Here is an 18,113-nt window from a genome sequence, read left to right on the forward strand (position 1 = left end):
TTTAATCGTTAATAACCGTGTCTATCGCAGAGATTTTTCGATTTTTCTTCTTCGCTTGGCGAATCAGCAGCCTGCGGCTCTGACGTTCGCCGCGCTCAGTGCGAAAAATCTCAAATCTCTACCACACTGATATCCACACAACTGAATGGCAACACAATCAAGCTGTAAAATAATCTATAGTTTAGTAGATAGCTTCATTGCAAGTAAGCGACGTGTTGAAAAACTTATTTTTTCTCTTCTCACACTGCAAGTATGCGAATTATTAACACGTCATAAATAATACTAATAAGCAAAGTGTAGAATTATTGATTTTTCTCGCCTATATTGATAATTCGTTACTCGCGAAGGGGATTTAACTTTAAACGAATTTCACCGAACAAGGAGCAGGAAATATGCGAAAAATTAAAGTTATTGCATCAATTACAGCACTGGCAGCATTAGCGACTTTCACTTTAAGTGGCTGCGGTAGCTCAAAAGCAGGCGCAAAGGATGACAAGACCATTACTGTTGCTGCTTCACCTACTCCGCATTCTGAAATCTTAAATAAAGTTGTAAAGCCAATCTTGCAAAAAGAAGGCTACAAGCTAGTAGTAAAGGAATTTACTGACTACGTGCAGCCAAATACAGCTACTGAAGAAGGCGAAGTTGACGCAAACTACTATCAGCATTTGCCTTATCTTGACAACTTTAATAAGGAAAAGGGAACTCACCTTGTTTCAGTAGGTGGAATTCATTTTGAACCATTTGGATTGTATCCAGGAAAAACCAAGACGATTAAAGCATTAGCAAATGGAGCAACTGTTGCAGTTCCAAATGATCCTACTAATGAGGCTCGCGCATTGCTTCTTTTGCAAGATGCCGGATTGATTAAGTTGAAGAATCCAAAAGATATTAACGCTACTACAAAAGATATTACTGAGAATCCTAAGAATTTGAAGTTTAAAGAGCTTGAAGCAGCAACAGTTCCTACTGCTATTAAGGATGTGGATCTTGCTGCCATGAACGGCAATTACGCTATTCAAGCTGGTTTTAACCCAACTAAAGACCCACTTACTTCAGAAAAAGTTGGAGGCATTGCGGCTAAAACTTATGAAAATATTATTGTAGTAAAGAAAGGCTCTGAAAAGTTTGCAAAAATCAAAGCCTTACTCAAAGCTTTGAAGACAAGCGAAGTGCGCGACTATATTACCAAAACTTACAAAGGCGCTGTGCTCCCTGTTTTCTAAATAATACTCACAATGTAGCCACCTAATGCCGCATGTGTATGCTTCGTGTATGCTTTGCGGCATTATTTTATAAGCGTGTAATATACGTAATGTGCGTGCTAGTTAATAATCTAGTTAATGACGCTAGTTAGTAACTCTAGTTAGTAACGAAGTATATTTCACACAGAAAGCAATAATCTGTTAAGGAAAAGCATGATTCAGATCGAACATCTTCACAAAAGCTACGGCAAAGGTAGCAAAGCGAATGAAGCATTACACGACATTAATCTGACTATTGAATCGGGAGAAGTATTCGGAATCCTTGGTTCTTCTGGTGCAGGAAAGTCTTCGCTAGTTCGTTGCATGAATCTGCTTGAGCGACCAACTTCTGGCAAAATTATTATTGACGGAAATGATATTAGCGAAGTAAAAGATAAAGAACTTGCAAAAGTACGCACTAATATTGGCATGATTTTCCAGAATTTTAGCCTTTTCCAGCAGCGTACAGTATTGCGAAACGTAACTTTCCCATTAGAGCTAAATCACACTGCAAAAAAGGAACGAGAAGAACGCGCAAACTACTTGCTTGACTTAGTTGGTTTAAAAGATTTTGCAAACCGCTACCCTAGCCAGCTTTCAGGCGGACAACAGCAGCGCGTAGCAATTGCGCGCGCATTGGCGAATAATCCGTCGATTATGCTTTGCGACGAAGCAACAAGCGCACTTGACTCCACAACTACTGCGCAAATCCTTGATTTATTGAGCCGAATTAACCGCGAACTCAACGTAACGCTTGTTATTATTACGCATTCGCTGGCTGTAGCACGAAATATTTGCGACCGAGTTGCAATGATCGATAGCGGACACATTGTGGAATTAGGTGACACGGATACGCTTTTTGCAAATCCACAAAGCGATATTTTGCGAACTCTTATTGCAGATGAAAAACAAGAAAATCATCGCGCTAAAATTACAAACACGATTGCAAACGAAGCAACAAGCGAGACAACAAACGAAGCAACAAACGCGCTTACCAATGAGGTGAAATAACAATGTTAGAAGCTGCTACACAATTTTTTAACGACTACGGCGACTTACTTATTGAAGGCGTGCAAGACACACTCGTAATGACGTCAGTTGCAACACTTTTTGCATACCTTATTGGACTTCCAGTTGGCGTACTTCTCATTACAACAAACAAAAAAGGCATTTGCCCTAACGCGCCAATTAACGCAGTTCTAGGATGGATTGTTAACATCGTGCGTTCAGTGCCGTTTATTATTTTATTAGTTGCAATAATTCCTTTTACTCGTCTCATAGTTGGCACTTCTTTGGGAGTTCCTGGAGCTATTGTGCCTCTAGTAATTACGGCTGCACCATTCGTTGCTAGAGTAGTTGAACAATCTTTAGCCGAAGTTGACGGAAGCTTAATCGAAGCAGCACAAAGCTTTGGAGCAAGCAAATTGCAAATTGTTTGCAAAGTATTGCTGTGGGAAGCTTTACCTTCACTAATTCGCGGAGCTGCACTTACGTTTATTACGCTTTTTGGATTCTCAGCAATGGCTGGAACAGTTGGCGCAGGCGGACTCGGAGATATTGCAATACGATACGGATACCAGCGTTATCAATACGATGTGATGACAGTGGCTGTTATTCTTTGCATTATCCTCGTACAGATTGTGCAAAGCTTGGGAGATTTTATTTCACGCGCAATCAATCATCACGAACGCTAAAGAAATTCGCAACATACCCACCACCAATTAAATGCACATAATCGTGTAAACTTGCTGGTAATTCGACATTTTGCAGGGGTGCTTTCGAAAGAAGGCTGAGATGGTATTAATTTATCTAACCCTTCGAACCTGTTAGTTAATACAACGTAGGGAGCAACGATTTTAGTATGACATCGAATTATCCGTACGCATCAATGCGTAATCAATTTAATCTAAGCGCCTGCTTTATTGCAGACCCACAAGCTTGTAATAATCGTCCACTTACAGATATTGTCGATGATGCTTTGCGCGCTGGAGCGACTTTTATTCGTCTTCATTGCAACAATGAAAACGCTAAAGAAATCACCACTATTGCACGCGATATTGCACAAATCATCGAAGACAATAACAAATGCGATTCTGTAACTTTTGTTATCGACGAGCGCGTTGATGTCGTTTGGCAAGCTCGCAATCAAAGCATCAAAGTTGACGGAGTGCACTTAGCACAAAGTGACATGGAGCCTAGAGAGGCTCGCGCACTTCTTGGCGAAGATGCTGTAATCGGCTTATCTGTTGAAACCGAGAGCTTAGTTAAAGTAATAAACGAACTTCCAGATGGATGCATCGATTACATTTGCGTAACAGCAATGCACAATCCTGAAGAAGGATGCGAAAGCACTACTGCCGCTTACGAATTGGAAGCAAACCACACAACGCTGGACGAAGCGAAAATTAATACGATTTGTTCCGCAAGTGATTTCCCAGTTCTAGTTGGCGGAAGAACTGCGCTCGACGATATCGATACAATCGCTCACACTAAGGCTGCAGGATGGTTCGTTTCTGAAGCACTGTATTCTTCAGAAACACCAGAATCAACTATGCATGAGTTTGTTGAACATTGGAAAGCTGTGCGAGGCGAAGAAAAGCACGGCTACGCTAAGCGAGTAATAGTTGCAGAAAATTCTGAATCAAAATCTTCAGAAGCTCAAGAAAAGAAACCAACTTTTATTAACGCTAAAGAAGCAAAGGATGCTGCAAAATTAGCTAAGCAACAGCGCGTTGACATTGCAGCTCGCGGTTGCACTCAGCGCGATAAAGCTCATATTCGCAAAACAACTCCAGTTCATTTTGAGTATGAATATGGTTCTTACGATTTGGAAGTTCCTTATACGGAAATTAAGCTTTCGGATACTCCTGGCGTAGGCCCTAACCCGCCTTTTAAGGATTACAATACTGAAGGTCCAAAGTGCGACCCGAAGGAAGGCTTGGCTCCGCTTCGCCTTGACTGGATTCGTGACCGCGGTGACGTTGTGGAATATGAGGGTCGCAGGCGCAATCTTCAAGACGACGGCAAGCGCGCAATTAAGCGAGGCAAAGCTTCTAAAGAATGGCGTGGTCGCACGCATAAGCCAATGAAGGGCGCGGACCATCCGATTACGCAAATGTGGTACGCTCGCCACGGAATCACTACTCCGGAAATGCAATATGTTGCAACGCGCGAAAATTGCGATGTGGAGCTGGTTCGCGAAGAAGTTGCAGCCGGACGTGCTGTAATTCCTTGCAATATTAACCATCCTGAAGCTGAACCTATGATTATTGGTTCGCGCTTCTTGACTAAGCTCAACGCAAACATGGGTAATTCTGCTGTTACGTCATCTATCGACGAAGAAGTGGAAAAGCTTACGTGGGCCACGAAGTGGGGTGCGGATACCGTTATGGATCTTTCCACCGGTAACGATATTCACACGACGCGCGAATGGATTTTGCGCAACTCCCCTGTGCCAATTGGAACAGTGCCAATGTATCAGGCTTTGGAAAAGGTTGAGGATGATGCTTCTAAGCTCAGCTGGGAGCTTTTCCGCGATACTGTTATTGAGCAGTGCGAGCAGGGCGTTGACTACATGACTATTCACGCTGGCGTGCTTCTTCGCTACGTGCCGCTTACTGCAAACCGCGTAACCGGTATTGTTTCTCGTGGTGGCTCAATTATGGCTGAATGGTGCTTGCAGCATCATCAAGAGAGCTTCTTATATACGCACTTTGAAGAATTATGCGAGATTTTCGCAAAGTACGATGTTGCATTCTCTTTGGGCGATGGTTTGCGTCCAGGTAGCTTGGCTGATGCTAACGATGCGGCTCAACTTTCCGAGCTTATGACGCTTGGCGAGCTTACGAAGATCGCTTGGAAGCATGACGTGCAAGTTATGATTGAAGGTCCTGGTCACGTGCCATTCGACACTGTGCGTATGAATATTGAGATGGAGAAGGCAATTTGCCAGAATGCTCCATTCTATACGCTTGGTCCTTTGACTACGGATACCGCACCTGGCTACGACCACATTACTTCCGCAATTGGTGGCGTGGAGATTGCACGATACGGCACTGCAATGCTTTGCTATGTGACTCCTAAGGAACATTTGGGATTGCCTAACAAGGACGACGTGAAGCAAGGCGTGATTGCGTATAAGATCGCTTGCCACGCAGCTGATCTTGCTAAGCACCATCCACATGCTATGGATCGCGACAACGCAATCAGTAAGGCTCGCTTTGAGTTCCGCTGGTTGGATCAGTTCAACTTAAGCTACGATCCGGATACCGCAATCGCCTTCCACGACGAAACGCTTCCTGCAGAACCGGCAAAAATGGCGCACTTCTGCTCGATGTGCGGACCAAAGTTCTGCTCGATGGCTATTTCGCAAAATATTCGTAAGCGTTTTGGCGGAGCAGCTCAGCAGGAGCAGCTCGTTGAAGAAGCACGCAGTCAGGCAATTGCCGACGGCATGAAAGAGATGAGCAAAAAGTTCCAAGAATCCGGCTCATCGCTGTATCAAAGCGTGAAAGCATAAAGTGCGGAAGTACGGAAGTACGAAGTGCGGAAGCAAAAACTGAATTGCAAGTGCTTCAATAGCAATACTTACAACGGATAATAATAGAAGAAGGTTGATATAAACCAAAGCGAGTTTTATAGTGAGCAATTGTGCTTGCTATAAGACTCGCTTTCTTTATATTCGAATTTAAATTCTATTAATCCGACCTTTTCGTTGCGTGCTTGTAAAGTTTCTGCCGCATTTTCGCGCGTAACCGACCTTTTCTTTACAGCGTTGTAAAGTTTCTGCCGCTTTACAGCAAAAATCCGACCTTTTCTGTACATAAGCGTATAGAAAATGTCGGATTAGTAATTAAGAACTGTAGTATTAAAGAATATTAAAGAGTATTAAATCAAATAACGTTTAATCACAAAACTTCAATAGAAATAATACCTACAGGCTCAAGAGGAGCATCAGATCGATCCGTTGCGACAGCCTCGAGCTTATCGACAACAGCCTTCGATTCATCGTCAGCAACTTCGCCGAAAATTGTATGGTGACCGTCAAGCCATGGAGTTGGCACAGTTGTAATGAAGAACTGCGAACCGTTAGTGCCATGCAAACGACCGTCACGACCGCGACGCTTTCCAGCATTTGCCATAGCGAGCAAATAAGGCTTATCGAACTTCAAGGATGCGTCAATTTCATCGTCAAACTCGTATCCAGGACCGCCAGTTCCATTGCCGAGTGGGCAACCACCCTGAATCATGAAGTCCTTAATAATACGGTGGAAAGTTAAACCATCGTAGAATGGCTCATTCGAAGGTTTTCCACTGAATGGGTCAAGCCACTCGCGCTCACCGGTAGCTAAGCCAACGAAATTTTTGACGGTTTCAGGCGCTTTGCTATCAAACAAATTGATTTTTATATCGCCTTCAGAAGTATGCATAATAACTGTAGTCATATTTGTAATCTTTCCATATATTCGCGACTACTTTAAACGCTTGAGTCGAAACACTTGATTGGTTTTAGATATAAAATTCCCTCGCCTACTGTAGTGAATTAGAAGACGAGGGGATGGATTAAAGATTTAGTTACTTAAGATTTAGTTACTTAAGATACGGCTTTAACTCTTTAATAAGCAAGCCATTAGAGGCAACCACATCATTTTCCTTGCGCCAATGAATAGGACTTCCATCCCACTGGCACACCTGGCACTGCGCCTCTTCCACAACCGCGGCACCAGCAGAAACAGCTGGAATATCCCAATGATGCAAGTGAGGCTCGAAATAAGCGTCATAAGTGCCATCTGCCACCTTGCACAAGTCGAGCGACACAGGCCCAATACGCTTAATATCCGCAGGGCAACACTCTTCAACAGAAGCAACTACGTCAAGCGCACGCTTAGATTCACCAGGTATATAAGACATTCCATAGCAAACCACAGATCCTTGCAAAGTAGAAGTTGTGGAAGGCGTAATCTTCTCGCGCTTCTCTCCTTGCGGAGTCCTACGAATGCGAATAGCACCCTGACCCTTTGCAGCCAAATAAGTCAATCCCAACGCAGGAGCATGCACAACGCCAAGAACCGGACGAGCAGAGCCTTCATCGTTAAACTCAAAAAGCGAAACCGTAAGAGTCCACTCAGCCATATCGCGATTAAAATTAATCGCACCGTCAACGTTTCCAACGCACCAAAAACGGTCTCCCGGATTGCACTGCTCCGGCCTAGTTTGCCAAAAACCTTGGAAAGGATTCACATAAGTCAAACGATTTTGAATAAAACGCACGAGCTTATCGCCAAAACCAGATTCAGATTTATTAGGATCGCCCAACGCAATCGACGTCATATCTTGCGGGCTTAATTGATCCTGATACGCATGTTTACCGACATCTTCCAAAATACGCGCAACTTCAAGCGCAACTTCTCGTAAATTCAACTTACACTCCCTACCCTAAATGCATAAATTCCCGTATTTATGCACACTCTCTCTCCTATAAATTAACTTTATTTTACTCAACAATAGAAATATTCACCAACACATTTAAGCTCTGTGGTTAAAAGATACAGAACTTTCACAAAAAAATTTAATCATTAATCTTTAATCATCATTCGCAATTTTACAATGTCTACGTACATTACTCAACTTTTCGTTCTATAAATGCAAAATTTATTTTATATCTCAATTATGCTCCGTTCATTCATGTGGATATTAGCAAGGTGAGATTTTTCGATTTTTTGCACTGATTGGATGCTTGTATGTTTCTGTAGCTTTGCAGTAATGCTTTGCAAACGGCGATTATTTATCGATTAGTGAACTTTATCAGTATTGCTCTGCAGACGTTGAGTACTTATTGCTTAAAGAACACTAGCGCCATTGCTGCTGCACACGCCACACCAAGTACTCCTACCACACAAAAACACTAGCGGTTTTACTAATAGTGGGAGATAGGAATTGCTTGTGAGGTACGAATATTAGTGTGGTAGAGATTTGAGATTTTTCGCACTGAGCGAGACGAACGTCAGAGCCGCAGGCTGCTGATTCGCCAAGCGAAGAAGAAAAATCGAAAAATCTCTGCGATAGACACGGTTATTAACGATTAGCACGCAGAGTTTGGGGGATTTCTCTACGAGCACTAAAAGAGGACTGATGGAGCAACGTTCTTTAAAGAACAAAGCAGACAGCAAAACCTCTAACAGCCAAAGCAACGAAGGACGGGAACTTGCGAGGAGAGAAATCCCCCAAAACTCGCGACACGTTAAGCAAGAGCGGAGCGCTGTCATCACGGCTAATCGCCGTTCGGCTGAGCTTGCGTTGAAAGCACACCGTGCTTTCAACTTGAGCAAGCTCACGCTCCGAGTTGCTTTCGCGCGCGCAATGCTGCGCGAAAGCAGGTCGTCGCGCCAGCCAAACACCAGCCAAAACTCATAGACGATACTAAAGAACATCGAAAAGAAAATCGCAAATAAAGAAATCCCCTAAAACTCGCGCCACAGCAAGCAACGTATTAATTCACAGTCAAAAACCGCAAGACAGCGCTTAAATCGCGAGTAAGAATGCAGTAAGGAGTAGTCGCTTGAACTGCTGGTTTTGCGCAAAAAGCTACGCCTAATCCAGCGAATTTAATCATTGAAATATCGTTCGCTCCATCCCCCACTGCAACAGTTTGTTCGCGATCAATTCCAAGATTAGTTGCCCAAGTTCTAAGCGCTTCAACTTTTGCATTAGCGTTAACAATATTTCCAAGCACGTTGCCAGTAAGCTTGCCGTCAATAGACTCTAAATGGTGAGCCACACAAAAATCAATATTCAAACTCGGCAAAAATTCGTCCAAAATCTCGTGAAAACCGCCAGAAACTGCGCCAACTTTCCATCCGTGCGCATGAAGAGTGTCAATTAAAACATTCGCGCCTTTAGTTACGTGAATTTTGGAAATAATACGCTTTTTGCACTCGTCAATATTCAAATCGCGAAGCATACTCACTCGCGAACGCAAGGAAGTATCGAAGGTAATTTCGCCACGCATTGCTCGCGCTGTAATCTTAGAGAGCTCATCGCCGCATCCAGCTTCTGCACCGAGCAAATCGATAACTTCTTCCTCAATAAGCGTTGCATCAACATCCATAACCAAAAGCCCTGGTTTAGACAAAGTTGGCAACATCGAAGAAAAGTTCATACTCATAATTTTATGCGCAGTAAGCTGCTGCCGAAAGCCTTGCTCCGCGCGCCCAGTCTGCCGCCTTCATAGCTTTCTTACCTTGCGCTTTTACTTCCAAAAGCTCAAGTGCACCGCTTAAAGTACCGACCCAAACTTGCTTTTTGCCGGCGAGCAATTTTCCAGGATCAAGCTTCATCAATTCCTCACCATGCGGATCGTTAGTATCTGCCGGAACTGCGCGTAAAACATGCAAAGTAATCGGATCCGCATTATGTTCGTCATCCGTATGAAGCTCGCACCACGCGCCCGGATTTGGCGTACAAGCGCGAATTTGACGGTCAACAGCAAAAGCTGGCGCATGAAAATCAATATGAGCATCTTCAACAGTGATTTTTTGCGCAACTTCTTGAGGAGTTTGATCTTGCTCAACCGGCACAATTTCACCAGTCTCCATGCCACGAAGAGATGCTGCAAGAAGCGGCGCACCGTCGTTTGCAAGCCTAGCAAGAAGATCGCCAGAATTTTCGTGAGGCTCAATTTTTGTAGTAAACTGCGCCAAAATAGGCCCGCAATCCATGCCGCGCGTAATGCGAAAAACCGTAGCACCTGTAATGTCATCCCCAGCCCAAATGGCACGCTGCACAGGAGCTGCACCTCGCCATTGCGGAAGAAGCGAAAAGTGAAGATTGTACCAGCCGAGTGGCAACGCATCTAAAACGTTCTGGCGCAAAATCTTTCCGTATGCCACAACTGCTGCAGCTTTTGCACCGGTTGCCGCAAGCTGTCCAAGAAACACATCTTCATCTTTAGGATCCGACTCAAGCACTGGCAAACCGAGCTCAAGCGCAGCTTGTTTCACAGGGCTTGGCACAAGCTTTCTGCCTCGACCAGTCGGAGCGTCCGGCCGCGTAAGAACAGCGCGAACATCAAAATGCTCACTATCTTTAGCTAACTCGCGAAGAGATGGAACCGCAACTTCCGGAGTTCCAGCAAACAATATTGGTAATGCCATATTTCCCCACTATTTTAAATTAAAGCCGTAATTTAAAGCCGTAAATTGAATCCGTAAAATCAACCGGCAAAAGCTTCCTTTAATTTGCTAAAGAAACCTTTACGCTCACTCGACTGATCACTTAATGAATGCTGCTGAACTTGCTTCACAGAACTATCATGCAACTTAGCAAATTTTTCAATCAAAGCACGCTCTTCATCATTCAACTTAGAAGGCGTTTGCACTAACACATGAACCACGATATTTCCGCGATCTTTAGAACGAAGCTTCGTTACACCAAGATTTGGCAAAGTAATAGTGTCTTCATTTTGGCAGCCTGCAGGAATCGTTATTTTCTGAGCACCATCAAAAGTGTCGATTTCAAGACTGCGACCAAGAACAGCCCAGCTCATAGGAACTGTAATCCAGCAATGCAAATCATCCTCGTTGCGAGTAAATTGCTTATCCGCACGAATATGAATATCAACGTACAAATCGCCAGCAGGACCGCCGCACTCACCAACGCTTCCTTGAGAAGCTAAGCGCAAACGACTACCGTCACGAATTCCAGCCGGCACGTTCACACCAACTTCACGAATTGAACGCACGCGACCATGACCGTGGCAATTTTGGCAAATATTCTTAATAATCGTGCCATGACCTTCGCAATGTTCACAAGGCATCGAAGACATCATTTGACCGAGCATAGTGCGCACAACTTTTTGGCAGAAGCCAGAGCCGTGACACACAGAGCACTGTTCTGGAGCGGAATTGTCGGCAGAACCGGAACCAGAGCAATCCTTGCAAACGCCAAAAGTAGTTAAACGTACGCTAACATTTCCGCCAAAAATAGCGGTTTTCAAATCAATACGAGCCTCAGCTAATGCATCGTCGCCAGGCTGCACACGCGAAATTGGTCCTTGCGAATTGCCGAAAGAACCACCAAAGAATTGGCTGAAAATGTCGCCCATGCCCATATCTGCAAAACCAGCGCCTGAAGCTCCGGCACTTCCTGCAGAAGGATCGTTAGGATCAACACCCATGTCTACCATTCGACGCTTTTCAGGATTAGAAAGCACGTCGTAGGCAGCATTTACTTCCTTAAACTTTTCTTCAAACTCAGCGCCTGCAATATCAGGATGATATTTGCGGCTCATTTTGCGATAGGCTTTGCGAATTTCGTCGTCGCTAGCATTGTGATCAACGCCTAGAACTTTGTAGTAATCAGTCAATTAATTCCCCTTTTACCTTTTTCTAAAATCATTTTTGCATAAGGCACAGCCAGACATAAGCCGAATAACCAGCTATAAACCAGCCACGTTTTTATGAATTTTCGGATATAAACGAATTAAGGTAGCGCGCAACAGCCTTAACAGCAGTCATAGTTGCAGCATAATCCATATGCGTAGGACCAATTGATCCAATAAACGCAGAGTCAGAATCAGCATTGTAGCCGTAAGCGCTTGTTACAACAGAAGCGTTAAGCAAACCAGGAGTATGCGTTTCCGATCCGATTGCAACACTAACACCGCTTGCACAATCGCTTGCTTCCTCACTTAAAGAAGTCATCAGTCGCATAATAACAGCCTGCTCTTCGAGTGCGTCAAAAAGTGAAGCAAAATCAACAATACTTTGTCTATGCGCAAGTTGAGAAGCTCCAGCCATATATAAGTCGTGAGTATGCTCACCGTCATGCATATCTTCTAAAGCGTTAGCAAGTTGACTAATAATTTGCAAAGCTGACGCTAATTCCTTGCGATTTGCGAGCGCATAAACGCGTTGTGAAGCAGATGAAAGGGATAGCCCAATGCAGCACTCATTAACCATATTAGTTAGATGCAATAAGTCATCTGAATTTATATTAGTTGCTTGAATCATGTGCTGAGCTACGCCTCCAGCATCTGTAATCACAACAACCAAAAGCGTAGAAGACGATACTTGAACAATCTCAATTCTTTTTACTTTTGATTTAGACAATGCTGGAGATGCTACGAGCGCGACTTGACCTGTAATACTTGCGAGAAGACGTGCGGAACGTTGCAAAGTATCTTGCAAACTGACAGATCCGCTTAAAAAGTTACGTATAGCGCGACGCTGCGGTTCAGAAAGCGGAATAACAGAAGCCAAACCGTCAACAAAGTAGCGATAGCCTTTTTCAGTAGGAATACGACCTGCAGAAGTGTGCGGTTGAACAAGGTATCCCTCTTCTTCCAAAGCCGACATATCGTTACGAATAGTAGCTGAACTCACACCAAGCTGATGATGCTTTGCAAGAGCCGCAGAACCAACAGGCTCTTGAGAACGAATATAATCCTCAACAACTGCGCGCAAAATCATCATGCGTCGTGACTGCATTACCACTCCTTACAAACACTCTAAATACTATATTCCTATAGTAGTCTATTTCTTAGCACGCAACAGAACATAAAAGCAAACTTTTGACACACTTTGTAACATATTCGTCGCGCGCGAAAGATAGGATTGAAGGGCAATGAGAGGGTAAAAAGCCAGCGTAAGCTGTGCTTAAAAACCCGGATTATTGGAAGGAAAGTAGATCACATGACCGATTTCAACTGGTCTGCATTAGACGAGCGCGCCGTAAAGATGGCGAAGGTTCTCTCGGCTGATGCTGTTGAGCGAGCAGGACACGGACATCCTGGCTCCCCTGTTTCATTAGCACCGATTGCGTACACATTGTACCAGCATTTCATTAAGCACGATCCAGCTGACCCAAAGTGGGCCGGCCGCGATCGTTTTATTCTTTCTGGCGGTCACGCTTCACTTACGCAATACGTGCAGTTGTTCTTCTCTGGATACGGCTTGACTCTTGACGATCTCAAGTATTTCCGTGGCGGTGCAGACACGCGTACTCCAGGTCACCCAGAATACGGCTTGACTCCAGGCATCGAAATGACTACTGGCCCACTCGGTCAGGGTCTTGCTTCTGCTGTTGGTTTCGCTTACGGCCAGCGCTTTGAGCGCGGTCTTCTTGATCCAGAAGCTCCAGCTGGCACTTCCCCATTCGATCACAAGGTTTGGGTTATCTGCGGCGAAGGCGACGTTGAGGAAGGCGTTTCTTCTGAAGCTGCTTCCTTGGCTGGAAACCAGAAGCTTGGCAATTTGACTGTAATCTTCGATGCAAACCACATTCAGATTGAAGGCGACACTAAGCTCACCTTCTCTGAGGATATTCTTGCTCGTTACCGTGCATACGGTTGGTACACCGATGAAGTTAGCTTCATCCAGCCAGACGGCTCCTACAAGGAAGACGTTCAGGCTTTGGCTGCAGCTATTGAAAAGGCTCAGGAAGTTACCGATAAGCCTCACTTCATTAAGGTTAATACTTTGATTGCTTGGCCAACACCAGGCAAGACCAACAACGAAGCTTCCCACGGCTCTAAGCTTGGCGAAGAAGCTGTTAAGGGCTTGAAGGAACTTTGCGGTTTCGACCCAGAAGTTGCATTCCCAATCGACGAAGAAGCTTTGGCTCATGCTCGTAAGGTTGCTGAGCGCGGTTTGGCTGCGCACAAGGCTTGGGATGAAGCTCTTGCAAAGTGGGCTGCTGCCAATCCAGACAAGGCTGCTCTTTACGAGCGTCTTAAGGCTGGCAAGCTTCCTGAAGGTTTCGACAAGGCTATTGACGACTTGGTTGCTGGCTTCGAAGTTGGCTCTAAGGTTGCTACCCGTAAGGCTTCCGGCGCAGTTCTTAACGCAATTGCTGCCGTTATGCCAGAACTTTGGGGCGGTTCCGCTGATTTGGGCGGCTCCAACAACACCAACATTAAGGGTGCTGACTCCTTCGGTCCATCCGAGGATGCAACTCGCACTTGGCCAAACGTTTCCGAGTACGGTCGTCAGCTCCACTTCGGCGTGCGTGAGTTCGCAATGGGTGCTATTACCAACGGTATTTTGCTTGGTTCTGACACTCGCCCATTCAACGGCACCTTCTTCCAGTTCTCTGACTACGAGCGCCCAGCAGTTCGCTTGGCTGCTTTGATGGAGATTCCAAACCTCTACGTTTGGACCCACGATTCCGTAGCTTTGGGCGAAGATGGTCCAACTCACCAGCCAATCGAACACTTGGCTGCTTTCCGCGCTATTCCTCAGCTTGAGGTTGTGCGCCCTGCAGACGAGTACGAGACTGCTGAAGCTTACCGTTACTTCTTCGAGAAGAAGAACAGCTACCCAACCGCTATGATTTTGACCCGCCAGGGCGTTCCAACACTCGCTGAGACCGCTGAAAAGGCTCGCGAAGGCGTAAAGCACGGTGCTTACGTTTTGGTTGATTGCGAAGGCACTCCAGACGTAATCATCATGGCAACCGGTTCCGAAGTTCAGTGGGCTGTTGCTGGTGCCAAGACTTTGGCAGCTGAAGGCATTAAGGCTCGCGTTCTTTCCATGCCATCTCTCGAATGGTTCGAAGAGCAGGACGAAGAGTACAAGGAAGAAATCTTGCCAAAGTCCGTCAAGGCTCGCGTTTCCATCGAAGCTGGCTTGGCATTGCCTTGGTACAAGTATCTTGGCGATTGCGGCAAGGCTGTTTCTATCGAACAGTACGGCTTGCAGGGTGACGGCGGTCAGAACATGATCGACTTGGGCATTACTGCTGAGCACGTAGTAGAAGCTGCTAAGGCTTCTATCGAAGAAGCTCGCGCCTAAGTAAAGCTAAGAAAATAAAGCTTGATGTATCAAAATAAAATTGATATGTCACAAAACTAGAAGTGCTAACGAAACACTTCGCAAGAAACAGCGACGGCGTGTTGATGCCGAGCTACCGTTGGTTCGACATCAACCGCTGTTTCTTGTAAAAACGCCAAACTACCGACGTGCCCCAATTGGTGGAGCACAGTGTTAAGGAGATAACATGACTGAAGCAACGCAGCGCACCAGCGATTCCGGCGTTTCTATTTGGTTGGACGATTTGTCCCGTACCCGCATTGAGTCCGGCTCTTTGCAGGATTTGATTGCTAATAAGAATGTTGTTGGCGTTACCACCAACCCATCCATCTTCCAGAAGGCTTTGAGCCAGGTTGGCCCATACGATGCACAGCTTAAGGAACTCGGCAAGGTCGACGTTGAAACCGCTATCCGCGAGTTGACCACCACCGACGTTCGTAACGCAACCGATATCTTCCGCGAGATTGCTGAAAAGACCGACTTCGTTGACGGCCGCGTTTCCATCGAAGTTGACCCACGCTTGGCTCACGATACTGCTAACACTGAGAAGCAGGCTGAAGAGCTTTGGGCAAAGGTTGATCGTCCAAACGTTATGATCAAGATTCCTGCAACTTTGGAAGGTCTTCCAGCTATCACTGCTACCCTTGCTAAGGGTATTTCCGTGAACGTAACCTTGATCTTCTCCCTCGAGCGCTACGAGCAGGTTATCGACGCCTTCATCGAAGGTATTGCTCAGGCAGATGCTAACGGCCATGACTTGAAGCACATTGGTTCCGTAGCTTCCTTCTTCGTCTCCCGCGTTGATAGCGCTGTTGACAAGCTCCTCGAAGCTAACGGCTCCGATGAAGCTAAGGCTCTTGAAGGCAAGGCTGCTGTTGCTAACGCTCGCTTGGCTTACGAACTCTTCGAGAAGAAGTTCGCAGCTGACCCACGTTGGGCTGCTCTTGAAGCTAAGGGCGCTAAGAAGCAGCGTCCACTTTGGGCTTCTACCGGCACCAAGAACGCAGCTTACTCCGATTGCAAGTACGTTGACGAGTTGGTTGCTGAGCATGTTGTTAACACCATGCCAGAAAAGACTTTGAACGCTCTTGCTGATCACGGCAACGGCGCTCCTTCCGTCAAGGGTACTTACGAAGAGAGCCACGCTGTTATGAACAAGCTCGCTGAGCTTGGCATCAACATCAAGGACGTTACCGACAAGCTTGAGGCCGACGGTGTTGCCGCCTTCATCAAGTCTTGGGATTCCGTGATTGCTGACGTGCAGTCCGGCATCGATCGCGTAAACGCCTGATGCTTATATAGCGTCTTACTTTTCGCTTAAAACATAAATAAAACCGCATCCCACTTTTGGAGAATTCCTAAGTGGGATGCGGTTTTTGTTTAACTTACAAAGTGTTCAAGCAGCTAATAACTTAATTAATACAGCTTAATCACTTAATAGATTATAGCTTAATATAGCTTACACAGCTTTATAGCTTAATCATTGTCATCATCGCTATAGGAATCGCTGCTATCGTCCGATGAAGAACTATCATCGGAGGAAGAATCGTCGTCCGATGAAGAGTCATAATCGTCAGAAGATGAATCGTCGTCGTCAGACGAATAATCATCGAAAGGATTCGGCAAATCTGAACCTACTTCGTTTTGACTTTGCTCAGAAGTATCAACAGTATAAGTATGATCATTTCCATCTTTATCGGATATCGTGAAATGATAAACGCCAGGATAAACAAGCAAAGTGCACGAATCACCATATAATGAACAATTTGTAATAGTAAAGTTTTCACCGTTAACTTTTATATTTCCAATACTAGAAACATTGTCAACCTTAATCTCATCTGCTAAAGATCCAATATCAATAACATACTTTTTAAAAATTAAAAAGTCCGTTCCATTAGGTCTAAGCAATAAATTCTTATTTACTTTTTTGCCATTAACTTCATACGTTACGTTAACTCTGTAACAAGTATCCGTATTTACATTTAATCCTCTTGGCCCAAAACTTCGTGCTTCATCAACACGTCTGGACAATCCTGCAATACATTTATATTGGGACGTATAATTAATTACAAATCCTGAAGTCTTAGATTCATTAGCGTAATTGTCATACAATAAACCATAACTACCGTTAGTTTGGAAGCCACTGAATCCTATAGATTTCTCATATTCAGAAGTAGCACTAGTATAGTGGTCCGCAGAAATCATATCTATATACTTTTTAGCAACAGCTGTAGGAGAATAAACTAAATTATCAATAAGGATATACGCGCCGCCAAGCAAAACAACAAGAGCAGCAAATATGCAAGATGCTATTTTTATTTTTTTTATTCTCGACTTTTTAAGCATCGCATCATAGTCTTGAACTTCAAAAGCTTGAGTATAATTCTGCTGAGGCATAGCGTCTGCTTGATACGCATAATCAGAACCATATTGCTGATTTTCATAACCATATTCATATTGCGGAGTATTTTGATACACCTGAGTTGGAGAATACTGTGTAGTAATAGTCTGCGTTGGAACAGTCTGCGTTGGAACAGCTTGCGTTGGAACAGCCTGCGTATATTGCGTTTGCGTGTTGTCATATTGTCGATTATTGCCATCAATTAAACCACCGCAAGAGTTACAAAAGATAGAATCATCTTTGTTACCTGCTCCACATAGGTTGCAATATTTCATAAGCTATTCCTCTACTCTCTTACCCATTTGCAATTAAAAATTTGCAAATGAGTAAGTTATATATATGCACTTATACTTATTATTTTAAACCAATAAATTAGCAAAAACATAATAAATTATTAATAAAAACTAACAGTAACGCTAGAAAACAAATGCCAAGGAAACTTACTGCAAATGTTCAACAGCAGCTCTCAGTCAGGTCGTCAGCGCACACAAAACACAACTAAATTCCCAATAAATTACCACACTAACCTGCCCTGCCTTCGTCTTTACCGACGAAGGCAGACCTCGCTTGCGTTGAAAGCACACCGCGCTTTCAACCCTAAGCAAGCTCGGCGCTCCGAATTGCTTTCGCGCGCGCTGTGCTGCGCTCAAGCAGGTCGTC

Annotated in this window: 13 protein-coding genes and 1 riboswitch; of the genes, 6 read left to right on the top strand and 7 right to left on the bottom strand. The window is 44.6% G+C overall.

Annotated elements, in window-relative coordinates; translation table 11 throughout:
* Window positions 1-392: 392 nt before the first annotated feature.
* The 4 genes from ACJV2T_RS02865 to thiC all read left to right on the top strand — a co-directional run bounded on the left by ACJV2T_RS02865 (window position 393) and on the right by thiC (window position 5,763).
* Window positions 393-1,226, top strand: coding sequence for a MetQ/NlpA family ABC transporter substrate-binding protein (locus ACJV2T_RS02865; RefSeq protein WP_004106340.1), 834 nt, complete (start codon window positions 393-395; stop codon window positions 1,224-1,226).
* A gap of 192 nt (window positions 1,227-1,418) precedes the next feature.
* Window positions 1,419-2,255, top strand: coding sequence for a methionine ABC transporter ATP-binding protein (locus tag ACJV2T_RS02870; protein ID WP_419399087.1), 837 nt, complete (start codon window positions 1,419-1,421; stop codon window positions 2,253-2,255).
* A 2-nt stretch (window positions 2,256-2,257) separates the two neighbouring features.
* The gene (locus ACJV2T_RS02875; protein WP_119526483.1) at window positions 2,258-2,938 is read left to right on the top strand and encodes a methionine ABC transporter permease; all 681 of its coding nucleotides are present in this window, start codon (window positions 2,258-2,260) and stop codon (window positions 2,936-2,938) included.
* A gap of 64 nt (window positions 2,939-3,002) precedes the next feature.
* Window positions 3,003-3,108, top strand: a riboswitch (TPP riboswitch).
* Complete coding sequence (gene thiC / locus ACJV2T_RS02880; protein ID WP_419399088.1) at window positions 3,106-5,763, top strand: phosphomethylpyrimidine synthase ThiC; 2,658 nt, start codon at window positions 3,106-3,108, stop codon at window positions 5,761-5,763. Its footprint overlaps the riboswitch before it by 3 nt.
* Window positions 5,764-6,151: 388 nt before the next feature.
* On the opposite strand, the gene ACJV2T_RS02885 is transcribed toward thiC, so the two are convergent.
* The 6 genes from ACJV2T_RS02885 to hrcA all read right to left on the bottom strand — a co-directional run bounded on the left by ACJV2T_RS02885 (window position 6,152) and on the right by hrcA (window position 12,715).
* Entirely contained in the window at window positions 6,152-6,688 is a 537-nt protein-coding gene (locus ACJV2T_RS02885) for a peptidylprolyl isomerase (RefSeq protein WP_391495838.1), read from the bottom strand.
* 145 nt (window positions 6,689-6,833) lie between these two features.
* The gene (locus ACJV2T_RS02890; protein ID WP_391495839.1) at window positions 6,834-7,664 is read right to left on the bottom strand and encodes an inositol monophosphatase family protein; all 831 of its coding nucleotides are present in this window, start codon (window positions 7,662-7,664) and stop codon (window positions 6,834-6,836) included.
* A gap of 1,069 nt (window positions 7,665-8,733) precedes the next feature.
* Window positions 8,734-9,387, bottom strand: a complete 654-nt coding sequence (gene serB / locus ACJV2T_RS02895; protein ID WP_415687388.1) for a phosphoserine phosphatase SerB — start codon at window positions 9,385-9,387, stop codon at window positions 8,734-8,736.
* Window positions 9,388-9,412: 25 nt separating this feature from the next.
* Window positions 9,413-10,396 carry a methionyl-tRNA formyltransferase gene (gene fmt / locus ACJV2T_RS02900; protein ID WP_419399089.1) on the bottom strand — a complete coding sequence of 328 codons (984 nt, stop codon included), beginning with the start codon at window positions 10,394-10,396 and terminating at the stop codon, window positions 9,413-9,415.
* Window positions 10,397-10,455: 59 nt separating this feature from the next.
* Window positions 10,456-11,607 carry a molecular chaperone DnaJ gene (gene dnaJ / locus ACJV2T_RS02905; protein WP_391495841.1) on the bottom strand — a complete coding sequence of 384 codons (1,152 nt, stop codon included), beginning with the start codon at window positions 11,605-11,607 and terminating at the stop codon, window positions 10,456-10,458.
* Between the two features lie 91 nt (window positions 11,608-11,698).
* Window positions 11,699-12,715: a heat-inducible transcriptional repressor HrcA gene (hrcA, locus tag ACJV2T_RS02910; RefSeq protein WP_391496472.1), complete on the bottom strand. Its 1,017-nt coding sequence runs from the start codon at window positions 12,713-12,715 to the stop codon at window positions 11,699-11,701.
* A 219-nt stretch (window positions 12,716-12,934) separates the two neighbouring features.
* Here hrcA and tkt point away from each other — a divergent pair, with 219 nt between their 5' ends.
* The gene (gene tkt, locus ACJV2T_RS02915) at window positions 12,935-15,034 is read left to right on the top strand and encodes a transketolase (protein WP_415682906.1); all 2,100 of its coding nucleotides are present in this window, start codon (window positions 12,935-12,937) and stop codon (window positions 15,032-15,034) included.
* 205 nt (window positions 15,035-15,239) lie between these two features.
* Complete coding sequence (tal, locus tag ACJV2T_RS02920) at window positions 15,240-16,343, top strand: transaldolase (RefSeq protein ID WP_419399090.1); 1,104 nt, start codon at window positions 15,240-15,242, stop codon at window positions 16,341-16,343.
* 185 nt (window positions 16,344-16,528) lie between these two features.
* Here tal and ACJV2T_RS02925 read toward each other — a convergent pair whose 3' ends face one another.
* Complete coding sequence (locus tag ACJV2T_RS02925; RefSeq protein ID WP_419399091.1) at window positions 16,529-17,728, bottom strand: hypothetical protein; 1,200 nt, start codon at window positions 17,726-17,728, stop codon at window positions 16,529-16,531.
* Window positions 17,729-18,113 lie beyond the last annotated feature (385 nt).

It is taken from the genome of Gardnerella phocaeensis, from assembly GCF_048545075.1.
Classification (GTDB): domain Bacteria; phylum Actinomycetota; class Actinomycetes; order Actinomycetales; family Bifidobacteriaceae; genus Bifidobacterium; species Bifidobacterium vaginale_J.

Coding starts and splice junctions, on each gene's coding strand:
- ACJV2T_RS02865 (WP_004106340.1), top strand. CDS start 393: ATGCGAAAAATTAAAGTTATTGCATCAATTACAGCACTGGCAGCATTA.
- ACJV2T_RS02870 (WP_419399087.1), top strand. CDS start 1,419: ATGATTCAGATCGAACATCTTCACAAAAGCTACGGCAAAGGTAGCAAA.
- ACJV2T_RS02875 (WP_119526483.1), top strand. CDS start 2,258: ATGTTAGAAGCTGCTACACAATTTTTTAACGACTACGGCGACTTACTT.
- thiC (WP_419399088.1), top strand. CDS start 3,106: ATGACATCGAATTATCCGTACGCATCAATGCGTAATCAATTTAATCTA.
- ACJV2T_RS02885 (WP_391495838.1), bottom strand. CDS start 6,688: ATGACTACAGTTATTATGCATACTTCTGAAGGCGATATAAAAATCAAT.
- serB (WP_415687388.1), bottom strand. CDS start 9,387: ATGTTGCCAACTTTGTCTAAACCAGGGCTTTTGGTTATGGATGTTGAT.
- fmt (WP_419399089.1), bottom strand. CDS start 10,396: ATGGCATTACCAATATTGTTTGCTGGAACTCCGGAAGTTGCGGTTCCA.
- hrcA (WP_391496472.1), bottom strand. CDS start 12,715: ATGATGATTTTGCGCGCAGTTGTTGAGGATTATATTCGTTCTCAAGAG.
- tkt (WP_415682906.1), top strand. CDS start 12,935: ATGACCGATTTCAACTGGTCTGCATTAGACGAGCGCGCCGTAAAGATG.
- tal (WP_419399090.1), top strand. CDS start 15,240: ATGACTGAAGCAACGCAGCGCACCAGCGATTCCGGCGTTTCTATTTGG.
- ACJV2T_RS02925 (WP_419399091.1), bottom strand. CDS start 17,728: ATGAAATATTGCAACCTATGTGGAGCAGGTAACAAAGATGATTCTATC.